Origin of the sequence: Clostridium sp. YIM B02569 (genome assembly GCF_022320765.1) — a bacterium.
GTDB lineage: Bacteria > Bacillota > Clostridia > Clostridiales > Clostridiaceae > Clostridium > Clostridium beijerinckii.
The window spans coordinates 49701-68286 of the sequence record NZ_JAKJJX010000018.1; the positions used below are offsets into that span (position 1 = coordinate 49701).

The 18586-nt window shown below is 27.6% G+C and carries 15 protein-coding genes; 12 read left to right on the forward strand and 3 right to left on the reverse strand.

The window, feature by feature from the left end:
• Nucleotides 1-256: 256 nt before the first annotated feature.
• From L3B96_RS16650 to L3B96_RS16680, 7 genes are all read left to right on the forward strand, one after another.
• Nucleotides 257-3331 (forward strand): PAS domain S-box protein, encoded by a 3075-nt coding sequence (locus L3B96_RS16650; protein ID WP_238948121.1) that lies wholly within the window; start codon nt 257-259, stop codon nt 3329-3331.
• 46 nt (nt 3332-3377) lie between these two features.
• The gene (locus L3B96_RS16655) at nt 3378-4520 is read left to right on the forward strand and encodes a PAS domain S-box protein (RefSeq protein WP_238948122.1); all 1143 of its coding nucleotides are present in this window, start codon (nt 3378-3380) and stop codon (nt 4518-4520) included.
• A 6-nt stretch (nt 4521-4526) separates the two neighbouring features.
• The gene (locus tag L3B96_RS16660) at nt 4527-5642 is read left to right on the forward strand and encodes a response regulator (RefSeq protein WP_238948123.1); all 1116 of its coding nucleotides are present in this window, start codon (nt 4527-4529) and stop codon (nt 5640-5642) included.
• A gap of 362 nt (nt 5643-6004) precedes the next feature.
• On the forward strand, nt 6005-6586 hold the full coding sequence (locus tag L3B96_RS16665; protein ID WP_238948124.1) for a TetR/AcrR family transcriptional regulator: 582 nt from the start codon (nt 6005-6007) through the stop codon (nt 6584-6586).
• Nucleotides 6587-6690: 104 nt separating this feature from the next.
• A complete protein-coding gene (locus L3B96_RS16670; RefSeq protein ID WP_238948125.1) occupies nt 6691-7809 on the forward strand; it encodes a GGDEF domain-containing protein in 1119 nt (372 codons plus the stop codon).
• Nucleotides 7799-9553, forward strand: coding sequence for an EAL domain-containing protein (locus L3B96_RS16675; protein WP_238948126.1), 1755 nt, complete (start codon nt 7799-7801; stop codon nt 9551-9553). Before L3B96_RS16670 ends, L3B96_RS16675 begins: the two co-directional genes overlap by 11 nt.
• Nucleotides 9554-9654: 101 nt before the next feature.
• Nucleotides 9655-11664, forward strand: a complete 2010-nt coding sequence (locus L3B96_RS16680; RefSeq protein WP_238948127.1) for a PAS domain S-box protein — start codon at nt 9655-9657, stop codon at nt 11662-11664.
• 354 nt (nt 11665-12018) lie between these two features.
• Here the strand turns inward: L3B96_RS16680 and L3B96_RS16685 are convergent, their stop codons facing one another.
• A complete protein-coding gene (locus tag L3B96_RS16685; RefSeq protein WP_238899651.1) occupies nt 12019-13086 on the reverse strand; it encodes a galactose ABC transporter substrate-binding protein in 1068 nt (355 codons plus the stop codon).
• 197 nt (nt 13087-13283) lie between these two features.
• On the opposite strand from L3B96_RS16685, the gene L3B96_RS16690 reads away from it, so the two are divergent.
• From L3B96_RS16690 to L3B96_RS16700, 3 genes are all read left to right on the forward strand, one after another.
• Complete coding sequence (locus L3B96_RS16690) at nt 13284-13511, forward strand: hypothetical protein (protein ID WP_238948128.1); 228 nt, start codon at nt 13284-13286, stop codon at nt 13509-13511.
• Nucleotides 13512-13517: 6 nt separating this feature from the next.
• Entirely contained in the window at nt 13518-13682 is a 165-nt protein-coding gene (locus L3B96_RS16695) for a hypothetical protein (protein ID WP_238948129.1), read from the forward strand.
• A gap of 230 nt (nt 13683-13912) precedes the next feature.
• Nucleotides 13913-14743 carry a GNAT family N-acetyltransferase gene (locus L3B96_RS16700; protein ID WP_238948130.1) on the forward strand — a complete coding sequence of 277 codons (831 nt, stop codon included), beginning with the start codon at nt 13913-13915 and terminating at the stop codon, nt 14741-14743.
• Nucleotides 14744-14962: 219 nt separating this feature from the next.
• Here the strand turns inward: L3B96_RS16700 and L3B96_RS16705 are convergent, their stop codons facing one another.
• Both L3B96_RS16705 and L3B96_RS16710 read right to left on the reverse strand, forming a co-directional pair.
• Entirely contained in the window at nt 14963-16009 is a 1047-nt protein-coding gene (locus L3B96_RS16705; RefSeq protein WP_238948131.1) for a galactose ABC transporter substrate-binding protein, read from the reverse strand.
• A 483-nt stretch (nt 16010-16492) separates the two neighbouring features.
• On the reverse strand, nt 16493-16894 hold the full coding sequence (locus tag L3B96_RS16710; RefSeq protein ID WP_238948132.1) for a ferritin family protein: 402 nt from the start codon (nt 16892-16894) through the stop codon (nt 16493-16495).
• Between the two features lie 352 nt (nt 16895-17246).
• On the opposite strand from L3B96_RS16710, the gene L3B96_RS16715 reads away from it, so the two are divergent.
• Complete coding sequence (locus L3B96_RS16715) at nt 17247-17525, forward strand: hypothetical protein (protein ID WP_238948133.1); 279 nt, start codon at nt 17247-17249, stop codon at nt 17523-17525.
• An 18-nt stretch (nt 17526-17543) separates the two neighbouring features.
• On the forward strand, nt 17544-18584 hold the full coding sequence (locus L3B96_RS27485; protein ID WP_343073101.1) for an ATP-binding protein: 1041 nt from the start codon (nt 17544-17546) through the stop codon (nt 18582-18584).
• Nucleotides 18585-18586: the final 2 nt, after the last annotated feature.

Here is an 18586-nt window from a genome sequence, read left to right on the forward strand (position 1 = left end):
TCGTGAAAATAACTCTTTAGAAATTTAATAAGATTACGAAAAGCCAGTAGAACTATTTATATAATTAATTGTTCTACTGGCTTTTTTGTGATTTTAAAGTTATTAATATATCAAAGACTTCTGTTTATTATTTTATTAATAATGGTATAGATGATATAATAAATTAAATGTATTCTATTTGAAGAATTTATATTTTATATGCATTATGGAAATTCCATACATGTTATAAGAGTTTATATTTACGGAGGAAGAATCAATGCCACTTAATAGTAAAAGAAATCAAGAAGCATCTATTACTATTTCAAATAAGATAGTAATTAAAGTAAGCGAAGAATTTGTTGATTTAACAGGGTATTACAAAGAGGAACTATTAGGAAAATCATATAAAGAACTGAGTAAAATATTGAAATCTGATTTTTGTGATGAATTTGGAAGTGTTAGTGATGAAATAGATATCTACATATTCACTAAGTCACTTGAGCCAAGAGAAGTGATTATTTCTAAGAAGATAGATCACGAGAAAATGAATATATTATATTTCTTCTATGAAAAAGAGAATTCCCGTATTGAAAATAAATTTTTATATGCAGAACAGTTATGTTTGGATAATAGATATGGGATTGGAATTTATTCAGCGCCAGATTTAACTTTATTAAAAGCTAATGAAAAATACATTTATTATATGGATGAACCATTTAATAGGAAAGAGAATTGCATTGGTAAATCAATAGAAGAAATAGCTAAAGATTTTAAGGAAGATAAAATAAGGGAAAAATGGATAAGTGTTATAAAAACAGGTAAGACGGGCTATGTAAAAGATTTTATGAGTGATAGACATGGAACGGGAGCAACATATTTTGATTCAGCAATAGTACCAATATATGAAGATGGGAAAGTAAAATATTATATTGAGAATCGTATTGATGTAACAGATAGAATAAGAAATAAAATGGTTATTAAAGCTCAAGCTGCTGAAATTGAGAGAAGGGATAAAAAAATCGAGGCAATAATGGATTTAGCAGATGAGCAGATAAGCATCTTTGATAAAAGTGGAAGGTTAATTAAAATAAGCAAAGTTATTTTGGAATTATTTCAAGCAAATAAAATAAGCAATATAAATGATATAAAAGATGAAATAATAATTTTTGATGTAAATAAAAATAAAATTGAATTTGAAGAGAGTAAGTTTAGTTATATAGAAAAAGGAAAGGAAATAAATAATTATAGAGTAATAATAGGAACTAGAAATTTAGAGAAACATGTTGTTATTAGTGGCAAGCCTATATTTGATAGAAAAGGAAATTTTGAAAGATATGTTTTAATAATTGACGATATAACGGAAAAGGTACAAGCAAAAATTATAGAAGAGCAAAAGAATAAATTAGAAGCTATAATTAGAAATATGTCCGAGGGATTGTTTACAATTGACAAAGAAGGTAATATTAATATTCTAAATTCCAGTGCAAAAGATTTTTTTTATAATATTGAATTAGCAAACAAAATCAGTGAAAATTTGTTAAAAGTGAAATTCTACGATTCCAATGATAATATAATCAAACCAGAAAATTTGCCTAGCTATCGAGTACTAAAAGGTGAAAAGATTAATGAATATAGAATGACGCTTAAGAGAAAGGGATTAGAATATCACTTTAATGTAAGTGGCAGTCCTCTATATGATGAAGATGGAGATATAGTAAAGGCGCTATTGTGCACTCGAAATGTTACTGAACAGGTTAATAGTAATACAATTATAAAGATGCAAAAAAAGCAATTAGAAGCTGTCATTGAAAATATTTCTGATGCAATTTATATTGCAGATAAGGAAGGTAAAATAATTTTGATGAATGCAGAAGGAAGAGGTCTTCTTTCTGATTATTATGCTGTAAAGAATGCAGAAGATTTTAACATAACTAAGCAAGCTTTTGATACATCAGGGAATGAAATCCATGTAGAGAATTTGTCTTTAAAATGCGCATTACGAGGCGAAAAAATAAAAAATAGAACAATCATAATTAAGCGTTCAGATAAAGAACTAACTATTAGAGTAAATTCTACTCCTATATATGACACAAGTGGAAATTTAATTATGGCTTTAGCTTGTTATCATGATATTACAGATCTAGCTGAAAAAGAAAAAATCATTGTTGAAAAATATAGGCAATTGGAAGTATTAAAGGAAGAAGCTGAAATTGCTAATAAAATAAAGTCGTTATTCTTAGACAATATGAGCCATGAAATACGGACTCCGATGAATGGCATTTTTGGAACAATTCAGCTTCTTGAAAAAACACCTATGAGTGAGGAGCAAAGTAAGTATATAACACTGCTAAAAAACTCTGGAAATAAACTATTAACAATTATAAATAATATTTTAGATATTTCAAAAATAGAGGCCGGTATACATAAATTAAATGATGGTAAATTTGCTTTGAAAAAGATAACAGATGATATTTATACAAATCTCTTGGAATCAGGAAATTCTAAAGGATTAGAGATAAGATATTATTTTGACCCAAATGCAGAATTTATAGCAATTGGAGATGAACTAAAGTTAAAACAAATATTAGATAATTTAATTAGTAATGCGGTAAAATTTACTGAAAAAGGATATATATCCTTTAGGGTAACAAAAGTATCGTCAGATAATGACTATGTAAAAATTAAATTTACAATAGCAGATACGGGGATAGGAATAGACGAAAGATTTAAGAGTAAAATTTTTGGCATATTTAGTCAAGGTGATATATCTGTAAATAAAAAATATACAGGAACTGGTCTAGGATTATCTATATCTAAGCAACTTGCTATGATGATGAATGGGAATATAAGCTTTGAAAGCACACTAGGAGAAGGGTCTACATTTACGTTTACATGTAGTTTTAAAAAAAGTGATTATTATGAAAAGAATATAGAGGTAATGAACGATAATAAAATTAGCGAAGATGATAATATAAATAATTTATGGATGAATAAATCCATCCTTTGCATTGAAACTAATTCAATTGATAAAGAAGTTATGGAGAGTATAGTGGAGAGAAAAGGCTGTAAATATATCCATGCGCATAATATAAGCGAGGCCTTGAAAATCCTAAATTGTAACTATGTAGACTTAATATTGCTAGATATGAAATTAAATAAATTAGAAGATTTTGAAAAAATTAAGGAAATGAGAATATCAAGAGTAAAAGGAAAAAATATTCCTATAATCGGAATGTCTTCATATACCATTATGGAAAATAGAGAGATACTTATGAATCTAGGAATTGATCATTGCATATCAAAACCATTTAATGTTGAAGAAATTTATAACATCTTCGAAATCTATTTATGAGAATGAAAGAGTGTGTTATAAAAATAATAAGGGGATGGTGTAAATTATGGTTAGCTCAGTATTAGAGGGAATATCATATTTAAATAATATTAATAACATAATATCTATATACGAACCATTAACTGATTCAAATCAAGTTATTTATGATTTCAGTGTTAAATTTATAAATGAAAGTTTCAGAAAGGAATTTGACTGTGAAAACTTAACCCATAACTGTGTTGATGAAATTAAGATGTATTTAAGAGAGTATTTATTTAGTTATTTAAAAAGAATTGATAACAATATTTATACATTAGTCATTAGAGATACTGTTTATGAAGTTAGTTTCAGTAAATTTGCTGAAAAGTATATATTTTGCACATTCATAAAAAGTAAAGGCATATTATCAAATGAAAAGTTGTTTATAGAAGGAAGAGATTTTATAGATAATGCATTAGAGAGTATTCTTGTAGTAAGCAGAATTGGGGAAATACTTTATGGAAATAAAAAGGCTATTGAAATGTATGGGTATTCTTTTGATGAACTTGTAAATTTAAATATCTTTACCCTTAGAAATGAGGATAGCAGGGAATTCACCCAAGATCAATTAAATAAAGCTTTAGATAGGGGAATAAAGTTTAAAAGTTATCATCACAAAAAAGATGGGACAAGATTTCCGGTTGAAGTAAGGTCCGTTTGTAGTAATAAGAAATCAAGAGATGTGGCAGTCAGTATTATAAGAGATATTTCGGATATGGAAAGGCTATTTAAAGATTCAAAGATATTTTCAATATCTTTAGATATACTTGATGATCCATTTGTGATTTTTGACAAAGAAATGAATATATCTCGATGGAGTAAAGGCGCTGAGACAAAGTTTGGATTTAAGGAAGCGGACATAATAGGAAATGATATGAGACGGCTAATTCCAAAAGATAAATTAAATGAATCACAACAACTAATAAATACAATTACTAAAGGAGCGGTAATTAAAGATTATGAAACCGTTAGAATAGACAAGGAGGGAAACCTGGTTAATGTCTTAATGTCAGCATCTCCGATTTATGATGATAATAATCTCTTTTCCGGAGTAGTAGCAATGTATAAAGATATTACAGACAGGAAACTAATAGAAAAGGATCTGCGGGAAAAGTGTGAACAATTAGAATTGTTAAAACAGAAAGCAGAGGAAGCTAATAAAGCGAAATAAATTTTTTTGGCTAATATAAGCCATGAAATAAGAACTCCAATGAATGGAATTACGGCGGCTATACAGTTATTAAAGTTAGAAGATATTAATGAAAAGCAAAAAAAATATATTAGAATATTAAATGATTCAGCAAATACTGTGCTTAGGCTTATTAATAATTTATTAGATATGTCAAAAATAGAGTCAGGTACATTTAGAATTAATAGGGAACCGTTTAATTTAAAAGAGACTATAAATAGTATTTATAATAGCCTTTTAGTCACTGGAAATTCTAAGGGCTTAGAAGTAAGTTACTATTTAGACCATAACATAGATTTTGAAGTTATTGGTGATGAGCTTAGGTTAAAGGAGATATTATCCAATCTAATTAGCAATGCAGTAAAGTTTACAGATGACGGATATATATCATTTAGAGTAAGTATGATTTCAGAAGATAGTGATAGTGAAAAAATTCAATTTACGATTAAGGACTCAGGGATTGGTATAGATGATGAGTTCAAAGATAAGATATTTAATAATTTTACTCAAGGAAATATATCATCAATGAAAAAGTATATGGGAACAGGATTGGGGTTATCAATTTCAAAACAGTTTGCTAATTTGATGAATGGAGAAATAAGTTTTGAAAGCTCTTTTGGTAAGGGCTCAACATTTATTTTCACATGTGAATTCAAAAAAACAAATGATAAAAAACAAGTTATGGAAAGAAAAAATATTGAAAGTGATAAGCTTAATCAACATAATGATCGAGAGGATAAAGTTATCTTATATGTTGAAGATAACTTAATAAGCCAAGAAGTAATGGAAAACATAATTAGGAGTAACGGGTATAAATATATTTCAGCATATAATGGAAATGAGGCTATAAATATATTAAAAAACAATAAAGTTGATTTAATATTAATGGATATACAGATGCCAGAACTAAATGGTTTTGAAACAACACAGGCTATAAGAGTTGAGGAATTAGAAGGAAAACATATACCAATAATTGCAATAACTGCATATGCTATGCGGGAAGATAAAGAAAAATGCATAAAGGCAAAAATGGATGATTACATATCTAAACCATTTGAAATTGAAAATTTGTTAAATATTATAGAATTCAACTTAAGAACATAGAGGCTTATAAGGCAGCACTAATAATTGGTGCTGCTTTTTTTACTCTTTATAAATTTATATTTAATCTGGGCCGTGAATAAATCAAGGAAAAAATTAATTAAGAAGGTTGAGATCTATAAAGAAAATATAATTGTTAGATATATGTATTTGAATAGTGATATGATTACATTCCTAAAGAAATAGTTTTCATTCAAAATGAGTCGAATTATGAGTAAAAATAGAGTACAAAATAAATTGAATGGGGAAAAATACAGTGATATGATTTATGTAACGAACGTTATATATATAATTTTGTAATTTATGAGAATAATAACAAAGTTATTAAAAAACTTTCAGTAAATTTGTAAATGGAGGTAAGTATTTTGGAAAATTCAACAAGAGATAAAATATTTTATACTTCTTTTAGACTTTTTCTGGAGAACGGATATGAGGCTACTAATATTAGAGATATTTGTAAGGAAGTTGGAGTTAAAGCATCAACAATATATTTTTACTATAAGTCAAAGCAGGATCTGTTTTTCTATATTTATGATTATATTTATAAAGATTATATTGATTACATGGAGAGTATTGAGACAATGGACAAGAATATGCCTCTTAAGGAAAAGCTTTATACTTTATTAAAAAAGAAGATAGAGTATTATATATTAGATATATCCAAGAGAAAGTTTATTCTTAGATGCCACATGTTTCCACCAGAAGAGATAGCAAATGTAATACGAGAAAAATATAAATTCTATATAGCTGAAGAAAACAAAATCATTCTTGATATCATGGGTAATCCTCAATATAATGATAAATTTATAACTAAAAATATAAATAGTTATTTGATTAAATGTAAAAAGCTTGAGGATTATTTACTTTATGAAATGATAACATCAAATATAAGAATAAACGATAAAGTTGTTTCAAAGCTATGGGATATATTTTTTGAATTAACGTAACAAGAAGAACAATTCTAAAAGAGGTTTTAAGAAGTACATATGAATTTAATAAGCAAGTTTTAGGGGAATTGAGAGAATTTTAAATTTAAAAGGGAGGGAATCTTATGGAAGTAATAGACCAAGTAAAAGAAAGGCTATCTATTTTTAAAAAATTATATGATGTTATAAGAATAGTGGATCCAATAAATAAAAAAGCGGCTCTTGTTAAGGACAATGAGCTACAAGGGCTAAATGGCACATGTTATTTGTTGTGGAAGAAACATACATTTTGTGAAAACTGTATTTCTATGCGAGCATATAACAACAATGATACATTTGTAAAAATAGAGTATGATAAAGAAAAAATTGTCTTAATCACAGCAACACCAGTAGAATTAAATGGCAGGACATATATTGTGGAAATATTAAAGGATATTACCAATATCGGAAGTGTATTTCATAAGATGACTGAGGATTCTGACTTTGTGGAAGAATTAATTATCTCAATGAATGAAAAGGTAATTAAAGATGAATTGACAGGATTATATAATAGAAGGTATATAAATGAGAGACTCCCTGTAGATATTAACTACATGAAAATTAGTAAAATGCCTTTATCGATAATTATGGCAGATATAGATTTCTTTAAAAAAGTAAATGATCAATATGGTCACATTATAGGTGATAAAATACTGATTGATTTTTCAGATCTAATATTGAAATCGGTCCGAGGTAAGTCAGACTGGGTAGGTAGATTTGGTGGAGAAGAATTTATTATAATATTAAATTATACTGAGGCTAAAGGTGCGTATAAAGTTGCTGAGAAGATACGAAAAGTATTAGAAAATACATCTTTTAATTATGATGGTATTGAGATAAAAATAACAGCAAGTTTTGGCGTGTACGAAGCTTCTGATGAAGATGTGAATATTTATGATTTATTATCAAAAGTAGATAAGAATCTCTATAAAGCCAAAGCTAGTGGAAGAAATAGGACAATTGTAAATCAAGAAAGTATGTATGAATTTGATTCAGCGAATATTAAAGAAAAAACAATCAAATTATCAGAGTTAAATCAAAATATAAGTGCTGTAAGAGAAATTCTGAATGAAGTTTGCTGCACACTTGATGGAAACGTAGATATAGATAATGGATTAACTATAAGCCAGCATTTAGATGATCTGATAGTAGAGTATATGAAAGAATTGAACAACCATAAAGAAGGTTATAATCATGAAAGATAATCAAATGAACTTATTTTTAAGGAGAGCAAAGAAATCTGTTATGGAGATAGAAAAAAGTGATTTGGATTATGAAGAAATATTAAAAAAATATAAACAAGCAATAGATGAAGCTAATATAGCAGTTTGGGAATGGAATATAAAGGAAGACAGTTTCTTTATTTCTGATGCATGGGAAGAAATTGCTGGTTATAACTCAAAAGATTTTAGCAGTTTAATTGATTGTATTGAGAAAGTAGCTATAAGTAAAGATAGAGAGGATGCATTGACTGATTTAAATTTTTTTGTTGCAGATAAAGTGACCTTATATGTGAGCGAGTTTAGAATTATTACTAAAGATAATAAATTGAAGTGGGTATTGTTTAAAGGAAATGGCATAAAAGAGAAAGATGAAGGTGTAACTCGTATATTTGGATTGGTAAATGATATAACTGAAGAAAAGGAAAGAGAAAAAGGAATTGCAGATAATTTGTATCATGATTCTCTTACAAATCTTCCTAATAGGGATATGTTTCTAATGGATATAAAAAATATCTTAGATAAAAATATTCAACTGAATCAGGAAGGAGCTATAATTTTCATAGACCTAGATAATTTTAAATCGATTAATGATACCTTAGGACACGACTATGGTGATCTTATGTTAAAAGTATTCTCACAATTATTACATGTGTGTATAAAGGACTACGGGAAGTTGTACAGAGTCGGCGGTGATGAGTTTATTGTAATTATAGAAAAAATTAATTCTATAGAAAAAGTAAAAGATATGTGTAATACAATTTTAAAATATTGCAGGAATCCATTCGAACTTAATGAAAACCATCTGTATATTACAACAAGCATGGGAATATCAATTTTCCCAAGAGACAGCAATAATATGAATGATCTACTAAAATTTGCAGATCTAGCAATGTATAAGTCTAAAGCAGATGGAAAAAACACATACACCTTTTTCGAACAAGCTCTAAGTAGGTTATATACAAGAAGAATAATAATTGAAAATGAATTAAAAGAAGCAATTAAGAAAAATGAATTTTCCATTGTGTATCAACCGCAAATTGATGCATTAGATAATAAGGTAGTTGCATTTGAAGCGTTATTGAGATGGAATAGTAAAAAGCTCGGTTTTGTATCTCCAGTTGAATTTATACCAATAGCTGAAAGGATTGGAATAATTGTAGATATAGGGGATTGGGTATTTGGGAAAGCATGCCGTAAAATTAGAGAGCTTAAGGAGAGGAAATATGAATTTAATAATATCTGTATAAATGTTTCACCTGTTCAAATAAAAGAAAGAGATTTTAAAGACAAAATAATAAAAACTTGTGAAGAAAATAAAATTCCTCTAAGTTTAATTGAAATAGAAATAACCGAAAGTACTTTAATTGAATTAGATGATGAGAAAATTGCTGATTTACATGAACTAATAAAAAAAGGTATAAATATTTCAATTGATGACTTTGGAACTGGATATTCATCTCTAAGTTATTTAACAATCCTACCTATAAATACTTTGAAAATAGATAAATCTTTTATCGATAATATTGGGAACGATAAGAACAGAGCAGTAATAGAGTGTATTTTGAGCTTATCGAAAAGTTTAAAGTATAAGGTTATAGCAGAAGGGGTTGAAGTTAAAGAGCAACTTAATGAATTAATGAATTTAGGATGTAATATAATTCAGGGATATTATTTCAGTAAACCAGTTTGTGAAGAGGAACTTGAGAAAATGCTAAAAAATGATTAAATGAACTATTAAGCCTGCTTATGCTATACTAACGACAATTATATTTTATGCTATCTTATTCGTTTGTTATTTAATTTACGGAATTTAAGGAGGGGTGATAGATGAGTAGTGAAACCAATGAAAATATTAATAAAAAAAAGTATAATTATTTGCAAATATATGAAGCTGCTATACGTAATGCTAATGACATAATAATTTTGTTTTCAAGTCAAGGTAATATATTGGAAGTTAATAGAAAGGCAGTGGATACTTATGGCTATACTGAAGCAGAACTACTTTCTAAGAATATATTTGAATTAAGAAATAGAGAAAGAATCGAACTTGCAATCATGCAGTTTGAAAAAGCTAAATCGGGTGATGTTGAGTTTGAAACTATTCACTTTAAAAGTGATGGTACTAGTTTTCCAGTAGAAGTCAAATCAATAGGAATAGAAATTAGTAATGATAGATTTGTTTTAAGTATAATAAGAGATATATCAAACCGAATGAAAAGTGAAGCAGAAATTAGGGGATTAGCTTCTTTAGTTGAAAATACTGAGGACGCAATTATAGGAAAAACTTTAGATGGAATTATAACAAGTTGGAATATAGGTGCTGAAAATATCTATGGATACAAAAAAGAAGAGGTGATTGGAAAGCACATATCTATCATAATTCCTGATGAGAAAATTAATGATTTTTATGAAATAATTAAAAAGATAAAAAATGGAGAAAGAATTAGGGGATTCGAATCTAAGAGAAGAAAGAAAAATGGTCAGTTAATTGATGTTTCAATAACAGTTTCACCTATTTACGACTTTGAAGGAAATTTAATTGGAGCATCTAATATCACTAGAGATATAACAGAAAATAAAAAAGTGGAAAAAGAGTTAAGAGATAAATATGAAGAGATATCAGCTCTATATGAAGAACTTATAGCAATAGAGGAAGAGCTAAGAAGTAATTATCAGGAATTAGAAAAAGCAAAGGAAGAAGCGGATAAAGCAAACAAAGCTAAAAGTGAATTTCTTGCAAATATTAGCCATGAAATAAGAACTCCTATGAATGGAATAATAGGAATTATAGACTTATTGAAGGTAACTGAACTTAATAATAATCAAAAAGAATATTTAGACATGCTCAGTAATTCATCAAGATTGTTACTAGGAATATTAAATACCATTTTAGATATTTCTAAAATAGAGTCAGGGAAATTTGAACTTACATTAAAGCCGTTTAATATGAAAAAAACTCTAGATAGGATTACTAAAGAGTTATCTATAGCATGCAGTAAAAAAAACTTAGAAGTATTTTACTATATTGATCCATATATAAACTTTGATTTAATAGGAGATGAAATTAGATTAAATCAAGTACTTATAAATATTATTAATAATGCTATTAAATTCACTGAAATGGGTCAAATAATGTTTAAGGTAAGGAAATTAAATACTACAAATAATAAGCTAACATTAGAATTTTCAGTGAAAGATACAGGTATTGGGATTAAAGAAGAATTTAAAAATGATATCTTTAAAAAATTTGTCCAACAAGATATGACTTACACTAAAAAATATGATGGAACGGGGCTAGGGCTTGCTATTTCAAAAGATATTGCAAAGCTAATGAATGGGGATATATGGTTTGAAAGTATTGAAAATAAAGGAAGCACCTTTTATTTTACAGCAGAATTTTTATTGAATTATGCAGAGGATATAAATAATGATAATTTAAATGCAGAAAATACTCGGATAGCATCAAGTAAAAATAAAAAGATATTATTAGTTGAAGATAACGAAATAAATATTAAGATAACTTGTGAAATGCTAAATAGATTGGGATATGAATATGAGTATGTATATGATGGGAAGCAGGCGTTAGAAAAGCTAAAAGAAAATACATTTGATTTAATACTCATGGATATTCAAATGCCAGAATTAAATGGATACGATGCCACTAGAATAATTAGAGAAAAAGAAATAAAGACAAAAGAACATGTTAATATAATAGCTATGACAGCTTATTCTATGAATGGAGACAGAGAACGATGTATTGAAATTGGAATGGATGACTATATTTCTAAACCATTTGATATGAATACATTAAGGAATGTTATCTTAAGATTTATATAATATTTATGAAAGAGAAATAATGGCATTCGATTTATAATTTAATCAGCGATTAATGAAAACATTGCTTTCGATGAGTAAATCGTGATATATTTTTAAATATGTTATAGTCAATTATAAATAGGAGTTTGAAGGAGAATTTTAATGAGTAATTCTATTTTAATTGCAGTAGGTGCTGCTATTGGATGTGCTTTGGTTGCTATAAGCAAAAGAGATAGGAAAAAATGAATTTTAAATCTAATGGTAAGTTTTATATATAGTAGTTTGTAGAATGCTGTTTGGGCAACGTATTTAAGTTAAGAAAATAGTGAGTCTACTTATAAAGTATACTCGCTATTTTTAAATTCTTTAGACTGCTTATGAACTACTAACTGGACCTGTATATGGCTTATAAGACTCTGGAATCGTAATTACTCCATTATCTAGTTTGTAAGGTGTATTTGCTATAGGGGGTTCATTGTTAATTAAATTCATTCCAATATTATAAAAGGCTTCAGCTACCATTTTCGTATCTTGAATAAGGGTGCCAGTCATTAATCCTTTGTCTATTAAATTTTTGGCTTCTTCCAGACCATCAATTCCAACAACGGCTATATTCTTATTTTTGTTCCCTTTGTTATATCCATATTTTTGTAGTGCTTCAATAGCGCCTAAAGCCATTGCATCATTATTAGCAATTATTGCTTCAATTCTACCATCATATTTGAGAAATAGATTATCAACTGAAGTTTTAGCTAATTCTCTAAACCAATTGGCATTTACTAGAGCAAGCTGTTCTGTTTGTATCCCGGCTCCATTAATTGTTGAAATAACATCATTTGTTCTTTCAATAGCATATGGGTTATTAGCTTCACCTTTTAGCAAAATGTATTGCAAAATATTATCATTATTCTTGTCTAAAAATTTCTTATCAGTATTCCATTTATCTACAAGAATTTTACCTTGCAAAACACCTTCGTGGCTTGAAGTTGAATACAGAAAAACAGCTTTACTGTAAAGTTTGGAAACTTTTGATACAACTTCGGGAATAACTTCCATAAAAATAATTGGAACATTTTTTAGATTAAGCATGATGTTTTTTATGGTTTCTTCTTTTGTATCAGCTAGTTTCAATATAAATAAATCAATACTACTCTTGCGAAGAGAATCTATTGTTTCGTTTTGTACAGCTATATTATTTTTTCCATCATAAAAAGTAAAGTGGACTTTATCTTTATTTTGATTTTCAATATTCTCCAAACTCTTTTTAATTTCTAACATATAGGGATCATCAAAACTATATAGTAATACTGCAACATTAGCTACTTTACTATTGCTAACATTTAAACTTGAACTAGCAAATGTATTAACTTGAGCTATATTTATTAGTATGAATATAATTAACACAATTTGAATGAATACTATTATTTTTTGAAATGTCTTCATCAAATGATCCTCCAACTCATGTAACTGTTTTAAATCATAATACTCATCATTAGGTTTGGTATAAATATAAAATTTATTCTAAGATTATAAAATAAAAAGTGCAATAAAAATTAGATAATATATCATTGAGCAAGCATGTTATAATTATATATAAATGGTAAAATAATACTGAGTATATTTTATGATAGAGGTGTAAAATGCTAAATAATTATTATAAAAATTATAAAGCAGAGGCATGGGATATTCTGCAATATCTTTTTAAGGCTAAAAGGATAGCTATGCTAGAAAAAGTTTTCGGTATTTTTCCCTATAAGATTGCAAGAGGAATAATTGAGAAAAAATTTGTGAATCCACCTATTGCTTTTACTAATATAGGGATAATTGATGAAAAACAGCTTGCATTTGATGATATTGAAATTATCTAAGATTATATGACAGGCTCAATCAAATATAATCCATATTTTCAGTTAGTTATATCAATAGTTGACAACGTGGCAACACTTAGCGTTAATTTATATGGAACTCAATCAGACAAAAATAAAGTAAATATCTTCTTAGATAAGTTTATTAATGAGTTACAAACCATTGCGTACTAGTAAAACTTTATAGGTGTCCATATTGATTTGCTAATTTGCAGATAGTATCAAATTAAAAAAATATTATACGTAATATATATATGTTGCAATTCACAATGCACATTTCACAATTACTTCTAAAATTCTTGCAATATTTTTAGAAGTATGATGAGGAATTATTTTTGCAATATATATATTATCAATAATTAAAGTTAGGCAGAAATTTATAAAATTTTTATGGGGGTATATTAATGTTAATGAGATTTCAAGGAAATGATAGCATATTGGATTCCAAACCATTTACTGATGACGAAGTTCAGTTTAATTTACTACATTTAGTAAGAGAAAGTGAGTCTCCATATTTGTTTACAAATAAGAATAGAAGTATAATAATTGGACAGTCGGCGCTTAAATATCCAGCTTGGGTATGGACAGAAAATAATATTACAAATGATGATATTAAAGAATTAAAAAATGATTTTACTGAATTATATAAAGATGTAGGCATGCTGACGTTTGTAGCTAAGCCAGATATAGCAATCTTGTTAGCTGAACATTATTCTAAAGTTAAGCATAAAAATTATTCTATTTCTTTGCAAATGGAGTCATTTCAGTGTCCATCTGTAATTGAAGCAAAGCAGATTAAGGGACACCTTAGACAAGCTACGATAAATGATATTACTATTATTTCAGAATTTTTATCTGGATTTGTCTATGATTGCTTTGGTAAGGAAACTACGTCAGAAGAACAGTTACAAACTGCAAAAATGTATATTGAAAGTAAGAATTTATATATTTGGGAATGTGATAGTAAAACAATTTCTATGGCAAGTATCGCTCACAGTTCACAGCGAAATGTTAGAATTAATGGGGTATATACCATACCAGATATGAGAGGTAAGGGATTTGGAGCAAAAATTGTATCTGAATTATGTAAAATTATTCTTAGTGAACATAGAACTCCAGTTCTTTATACAGATTTAAGAAATCCTGCTTCTAATAAAGCATATAAAAATGTGGGATTTACTGAATGTGGAAAGGTTACGCAAATATCATTTAATTTCGAGAGTAATGATTTATAAAGTTTTTTAATTAAAAAATTTTTTATTGCAAACTAATAAAAAGGAATTAGCTAATAATCATAGAGCTCATTTCTTATTGTTGAAATAGAGCATTATGAATTGGTAAAAGTAATTGAAAAATAAGCCCCTAAAGATAAGGGACTTATAAAAATATTATTTTAGAACAAGTATATGCATAAATGATAAAGGTGTATAAATTTACAATTAAGGAACTTATTATTATTTAACATATTCAGAATAAGGCAGCTCAATTGCGACTCCAGTTTCATCAAATTTATAATTAGTACCGCTGAGAGGAGGAGCACCAGAAATTAAATTCATTCCTATAGAATAAATTGCATTTGCATGTTCCCGTGGATCTTGCTTAACAGTACCCGTCATAAATCCTTTTGAAATTAGTTCTTGTGCCTCTGGTAAGGCATCAACTCCAACAACTGGAATATACTTAGAGGGATCTCCTTTATTGTATCCATATTTTTGAAGCCCTTTAACAGCACCTATTGCCATGGAATCACTATTAGCAATTATTGCTTCAATTTTATTACTGTAATTTAAAAACAGTGATTCTACAGAAGTTCTTGCGCATTCTTCTAGAAAATCACAGGTGACTGATGAAATTTCCTGAGTTTTTATTCCAGATTCATTTATTGCCTGAATTGAATATTTGTTTCTTAGAGCTGTTATATTGCTATCAGATGGGCCTTTTATAAGAATATATTGCATTATATTATCTTTATTTTTATCTAAAACCCCTTTATTTGCATTCCAAGCATTGGCGAGAATTTTACCTTCAAGAATACCAGATTGAGCAAGATCTGTATTAATTATAATAGATCTATTGCGGTAAGGCCTAAGTAAGTTTACTATAGATGGAGTTTTCTCGTATAAAATAATTAATGGAATATTCTTTTGCTGTATTTTATTAAAAGTACCTTCAATATCGTTTAGGCTTTTACTAACAGGACGTATTACAAAAAGGGTAAAATCCTCATTAAGTGCATTTTCAATGCTTTCGTTTTGAATACTTTGATTTTCTTTTGCATCAAAAAAAGTAAATTGAACTTTACCTGAATTTTCAATTTGAATATCTTCTAAATTTTTCTTTACCTCATAAAGAAATGAATCTTCAAAATTATTTATAAATACAGCTACTTTAAGCTGAGGTTGAGTAGTGGTGTTTTGTAAAGCATATATATTATATGGAATTATATTTGATAATAATAAAATAACTATAATAATCAACTTAGATTTTTTTAATACATTCATTTTAATCCTCCATATGTTTTAATTTAACTATATACTCATAGGCTTTCTTTATTTATAAAATTTATTCGAACCTGTACATATGGCATAAAATTTATAATTATGTTTGTAGCTAAACTTTAGAAAGATTAAATTGACTTAATAAAAACAATAAGAATTAAATTGAAATTTTAAATTTTCAGTGGGAAAACTATATAGGACTATAATTATAGATATTAATAATGAGAATAAGATTTTTGAAATAATGTTTAAGAATTTTAGATAATCATGAACGAAATCATTGTTTATATGTATTTCAGAAAAAAGAAATTGAGAGAAGTTATGAAAATCAAAAAATAATTGTGTAAAATAATACTAAACTCAAGCTTCAAATCAAAAGCTCAAGTTTAGTGTTATTATATTTTTTGTATTTTGAATTAAACTTATATTTTATAGAGCTTATTATAGATAAATTAATTATAGGTTAGATTTATATTATTTTATCCACTATAAATATTTTTCAACTAACCCTTTTAAAATCTCACCATGTCTACACTCATCTTCGACAGCAGTATGTACAGCTTGAGCTGCTTCTTTAAGGCCTGATTTATCAAGAATTTTAGATAATTCTTTTATTTTTTCTCCTGCAGAGATTTCACCAATAGACATTGAACTCAAAGCATCACGTAAATTTTCATTTGTATGACCATTTAGTGCTGCATATAATCCGCCATGACGAGCTTCATCAGCAGAAATCTTTTTTAGTTCATCTGCTAATTCGGATAGACCTCTTTCCTGAGCCACTATCGCAAAAGCTTGATAAGTTGCAGCACCTATTGCTTCTGCCTTCCACATTTCATTAATTTTTTCTTCTAAATCTGTGCCTTTAGTTAAACCAATTAAACTCATAACAAACCTCCATATTAAAATTGATTAAAATATAATATAATGTAATTAAATTGAATGAAATCAGATTAACATTTTAATAAATCAATGTCAATAGAATTTAATCTCCATTAAATATATATTCCCATAATATTTCAAGTTAATCTTAATTAGAAAACGAGTTACTAATTTGGATGCATATTTACTTTAATATCAATGAAAAGACATGTTCTCTTTCTATCTAGATAAAGTGCATACAATTAAAAACAATATAATTTGGTGTTTAAATGGTAAAAGAGGAATATTGGACCAAATGTCGAATACTATCAATGTATTTATTTAAAATTCGAAAAACAAATATTAGGGTGGTGTAGGAATGGAATGTCTACGAGAAACAAATGATAGTTTAGAGGAGTGGGAGAGTTTTATATCAATTGTAAATAGTAATCCTACTGTAAGAAAGATTACATTAGAATCATGGAAACGATGCAGTGAATTAGGAATAAAGCCTGAAAAAATAAAATTTAAGTTTTTATTAGATAAAGATTTAAAGAAAAAGATAAAAGAAAATTCACAGCTTATTGAAGTTTCAAAGTTATATATGGATTCTTTATCAATGAGTCTGAGCGGAATACCGCATATTGTAGCTTTATAAGACAAAGATGGATGGATTATTGATTATAGAGGCACTCCAGAAGAATTAGGAGGGAAAAAAGCAGGATTATGTATTGGTTCAAGTTGGTCAGAAAAAGATATAGGGAATAATGGTGCAGGTACAGCATTAGCAATAGGAGAGCCGGTTCTTGTTTATGGAATAGAACATTATGGTATTGCTTATGGTGGATGTGCATGTATTGGTGTTCCCATAAAGTATGATAATAAAATTATTGGTGCAATGGATATAAGTGTACCTGTTAAATATGCAAGACCAGAAAGGCTTCATATATTAGTAGCTTGTGCAAATTCGATTGAAGCAACAATTACGTATATAAATAATAGCAACGACAAATCTTCAGGAGAACATATAAATTTACAAGCAACGAGTGAATTGATAGCAACAGCAGTTCATGATCTAAAAAATCCATTATCAGTAATTAGAGGATTAGGGCAATTAGGAATGATAACTTCTGATAAAGTTAGAATTGATAACTATTTAAGCAGGATAATAACACAGGCTGATGAGATGAATGATATGATTATTGAACTTTTGAGTATATTTAAGCCAGAAAAACTTATGCCTCAGAAGGTAATTCTGATAATAGAAAATATTATAAGTTATTTTGAGCCAATTTGTGAACATAAAAAAATTAAGTTATCTTTCTATAATAATTTAGATGAATACATAAATATGTCTGAAAAGCTGCTAAAGAGAGCAATTGAAAATATTATAAATAATGCAGTACAAGTTATGGATGATGGTGGAGAGATTGAGATTTTAGTAGAAAAAGATGAAGATTTCATGATAATTCAGATTAAAGATACAGCGGGGGGAATACCAGAAGATTTAAGTGAAACTTTATTTGAACCTTTTTCTTTTAGAAGAAGTGGTGGTACAGGGTTAGGATTATTTATGGCATATCATACTGTTACCAACATTCATAAGGGTCAAATATGGTTTGAAACAGAATTAGGCATAGGAACTACGTTCTTTATTAAATTGCCAATAGCTAAAAATATTGAGAACTCAATACTTGAATTTCATAAATTCATATAAGA

Coding starts and splice junctions, on each gene's coding strand:
- L3B96_RS16650 (WP_238948121.1), top strand. CDS start 257: ATGCCACTTAATAGTAAAAGAAATCAAGAAGCATCTATTACTATTTCA.
- L3B96_RS16655 (WP_238948122.1), top strand. CDS start 3,378: ATGGTTAGCTCAGTATTAGAGGGAATATCATATTTAAATAATATTAAT.
- L3B96_RS16670 (WP_238948125.1), top strand. CDS start 6,691: ATGGAAGTAATAGACCAAGTAAAAGAAAGGCTATCTATTTTTAAAAAA.
- L3B96_RS16675 (WP_238948126.1), top strand. CDS start 7,799: ATGAAAGATAATCAAATGAACTTATTTTTAAGGAGAGCAAAGAAATCT.
- L3B96_RS16680 (WP_238948127.1), top strand. CDS start 9,655: ATGAGTAGTGAAACCAATGAAAATATTAATAAAAAAAAGTATAATTAT.
- L3B96_RS16685 (WP_238899651.1), bottom strand. CDS start 13,086: ATGAAGACATTTCAAAAAATAATAGTATTCATTCAAATTGTGTTAATT.
- L3B96_RS16690 (WP_238948128.1), top strand. CDS start 13,284: ATGCTAAATAATTATTATAAAAATTATAAAGCAGAGGCATGGGATATT.
- L3B96_RS16695 (WP_238948129.1), top strand. CDS start 13,518: ATGACAGGCTCAATCAAATATAATCCATATTTTCAGTTAGTTATATCA.
- L3B96_RS16700 (WP_238948130.1), top strand. CDS start 13,913: ATGTTAATGAGATTTCAAGGAAATGATAGCATATTGGATTCCAAACCA.
- L3B96_RS16705 (WP_238948131.1), bottom strand. CDS start 16,009: ATGAATGTATTAAAAAAATCTAAGTTGATTATTATAGTTATTTTATTA.
- L3B96_RS16710 (WP_238948132.1), bottom strand. CDS start 16,894: ATGAGTTTAATTGGTTTAACTAAAGGCACAGATTTAGAAGAAAAAATT.
- L3B96_RS16715 (WP_238948133.1), top strand. CDS start 17,247: ATGGAATGTCTACGAGAAACAAATGATAGTTTAGAGGAGTGGGAGAGT.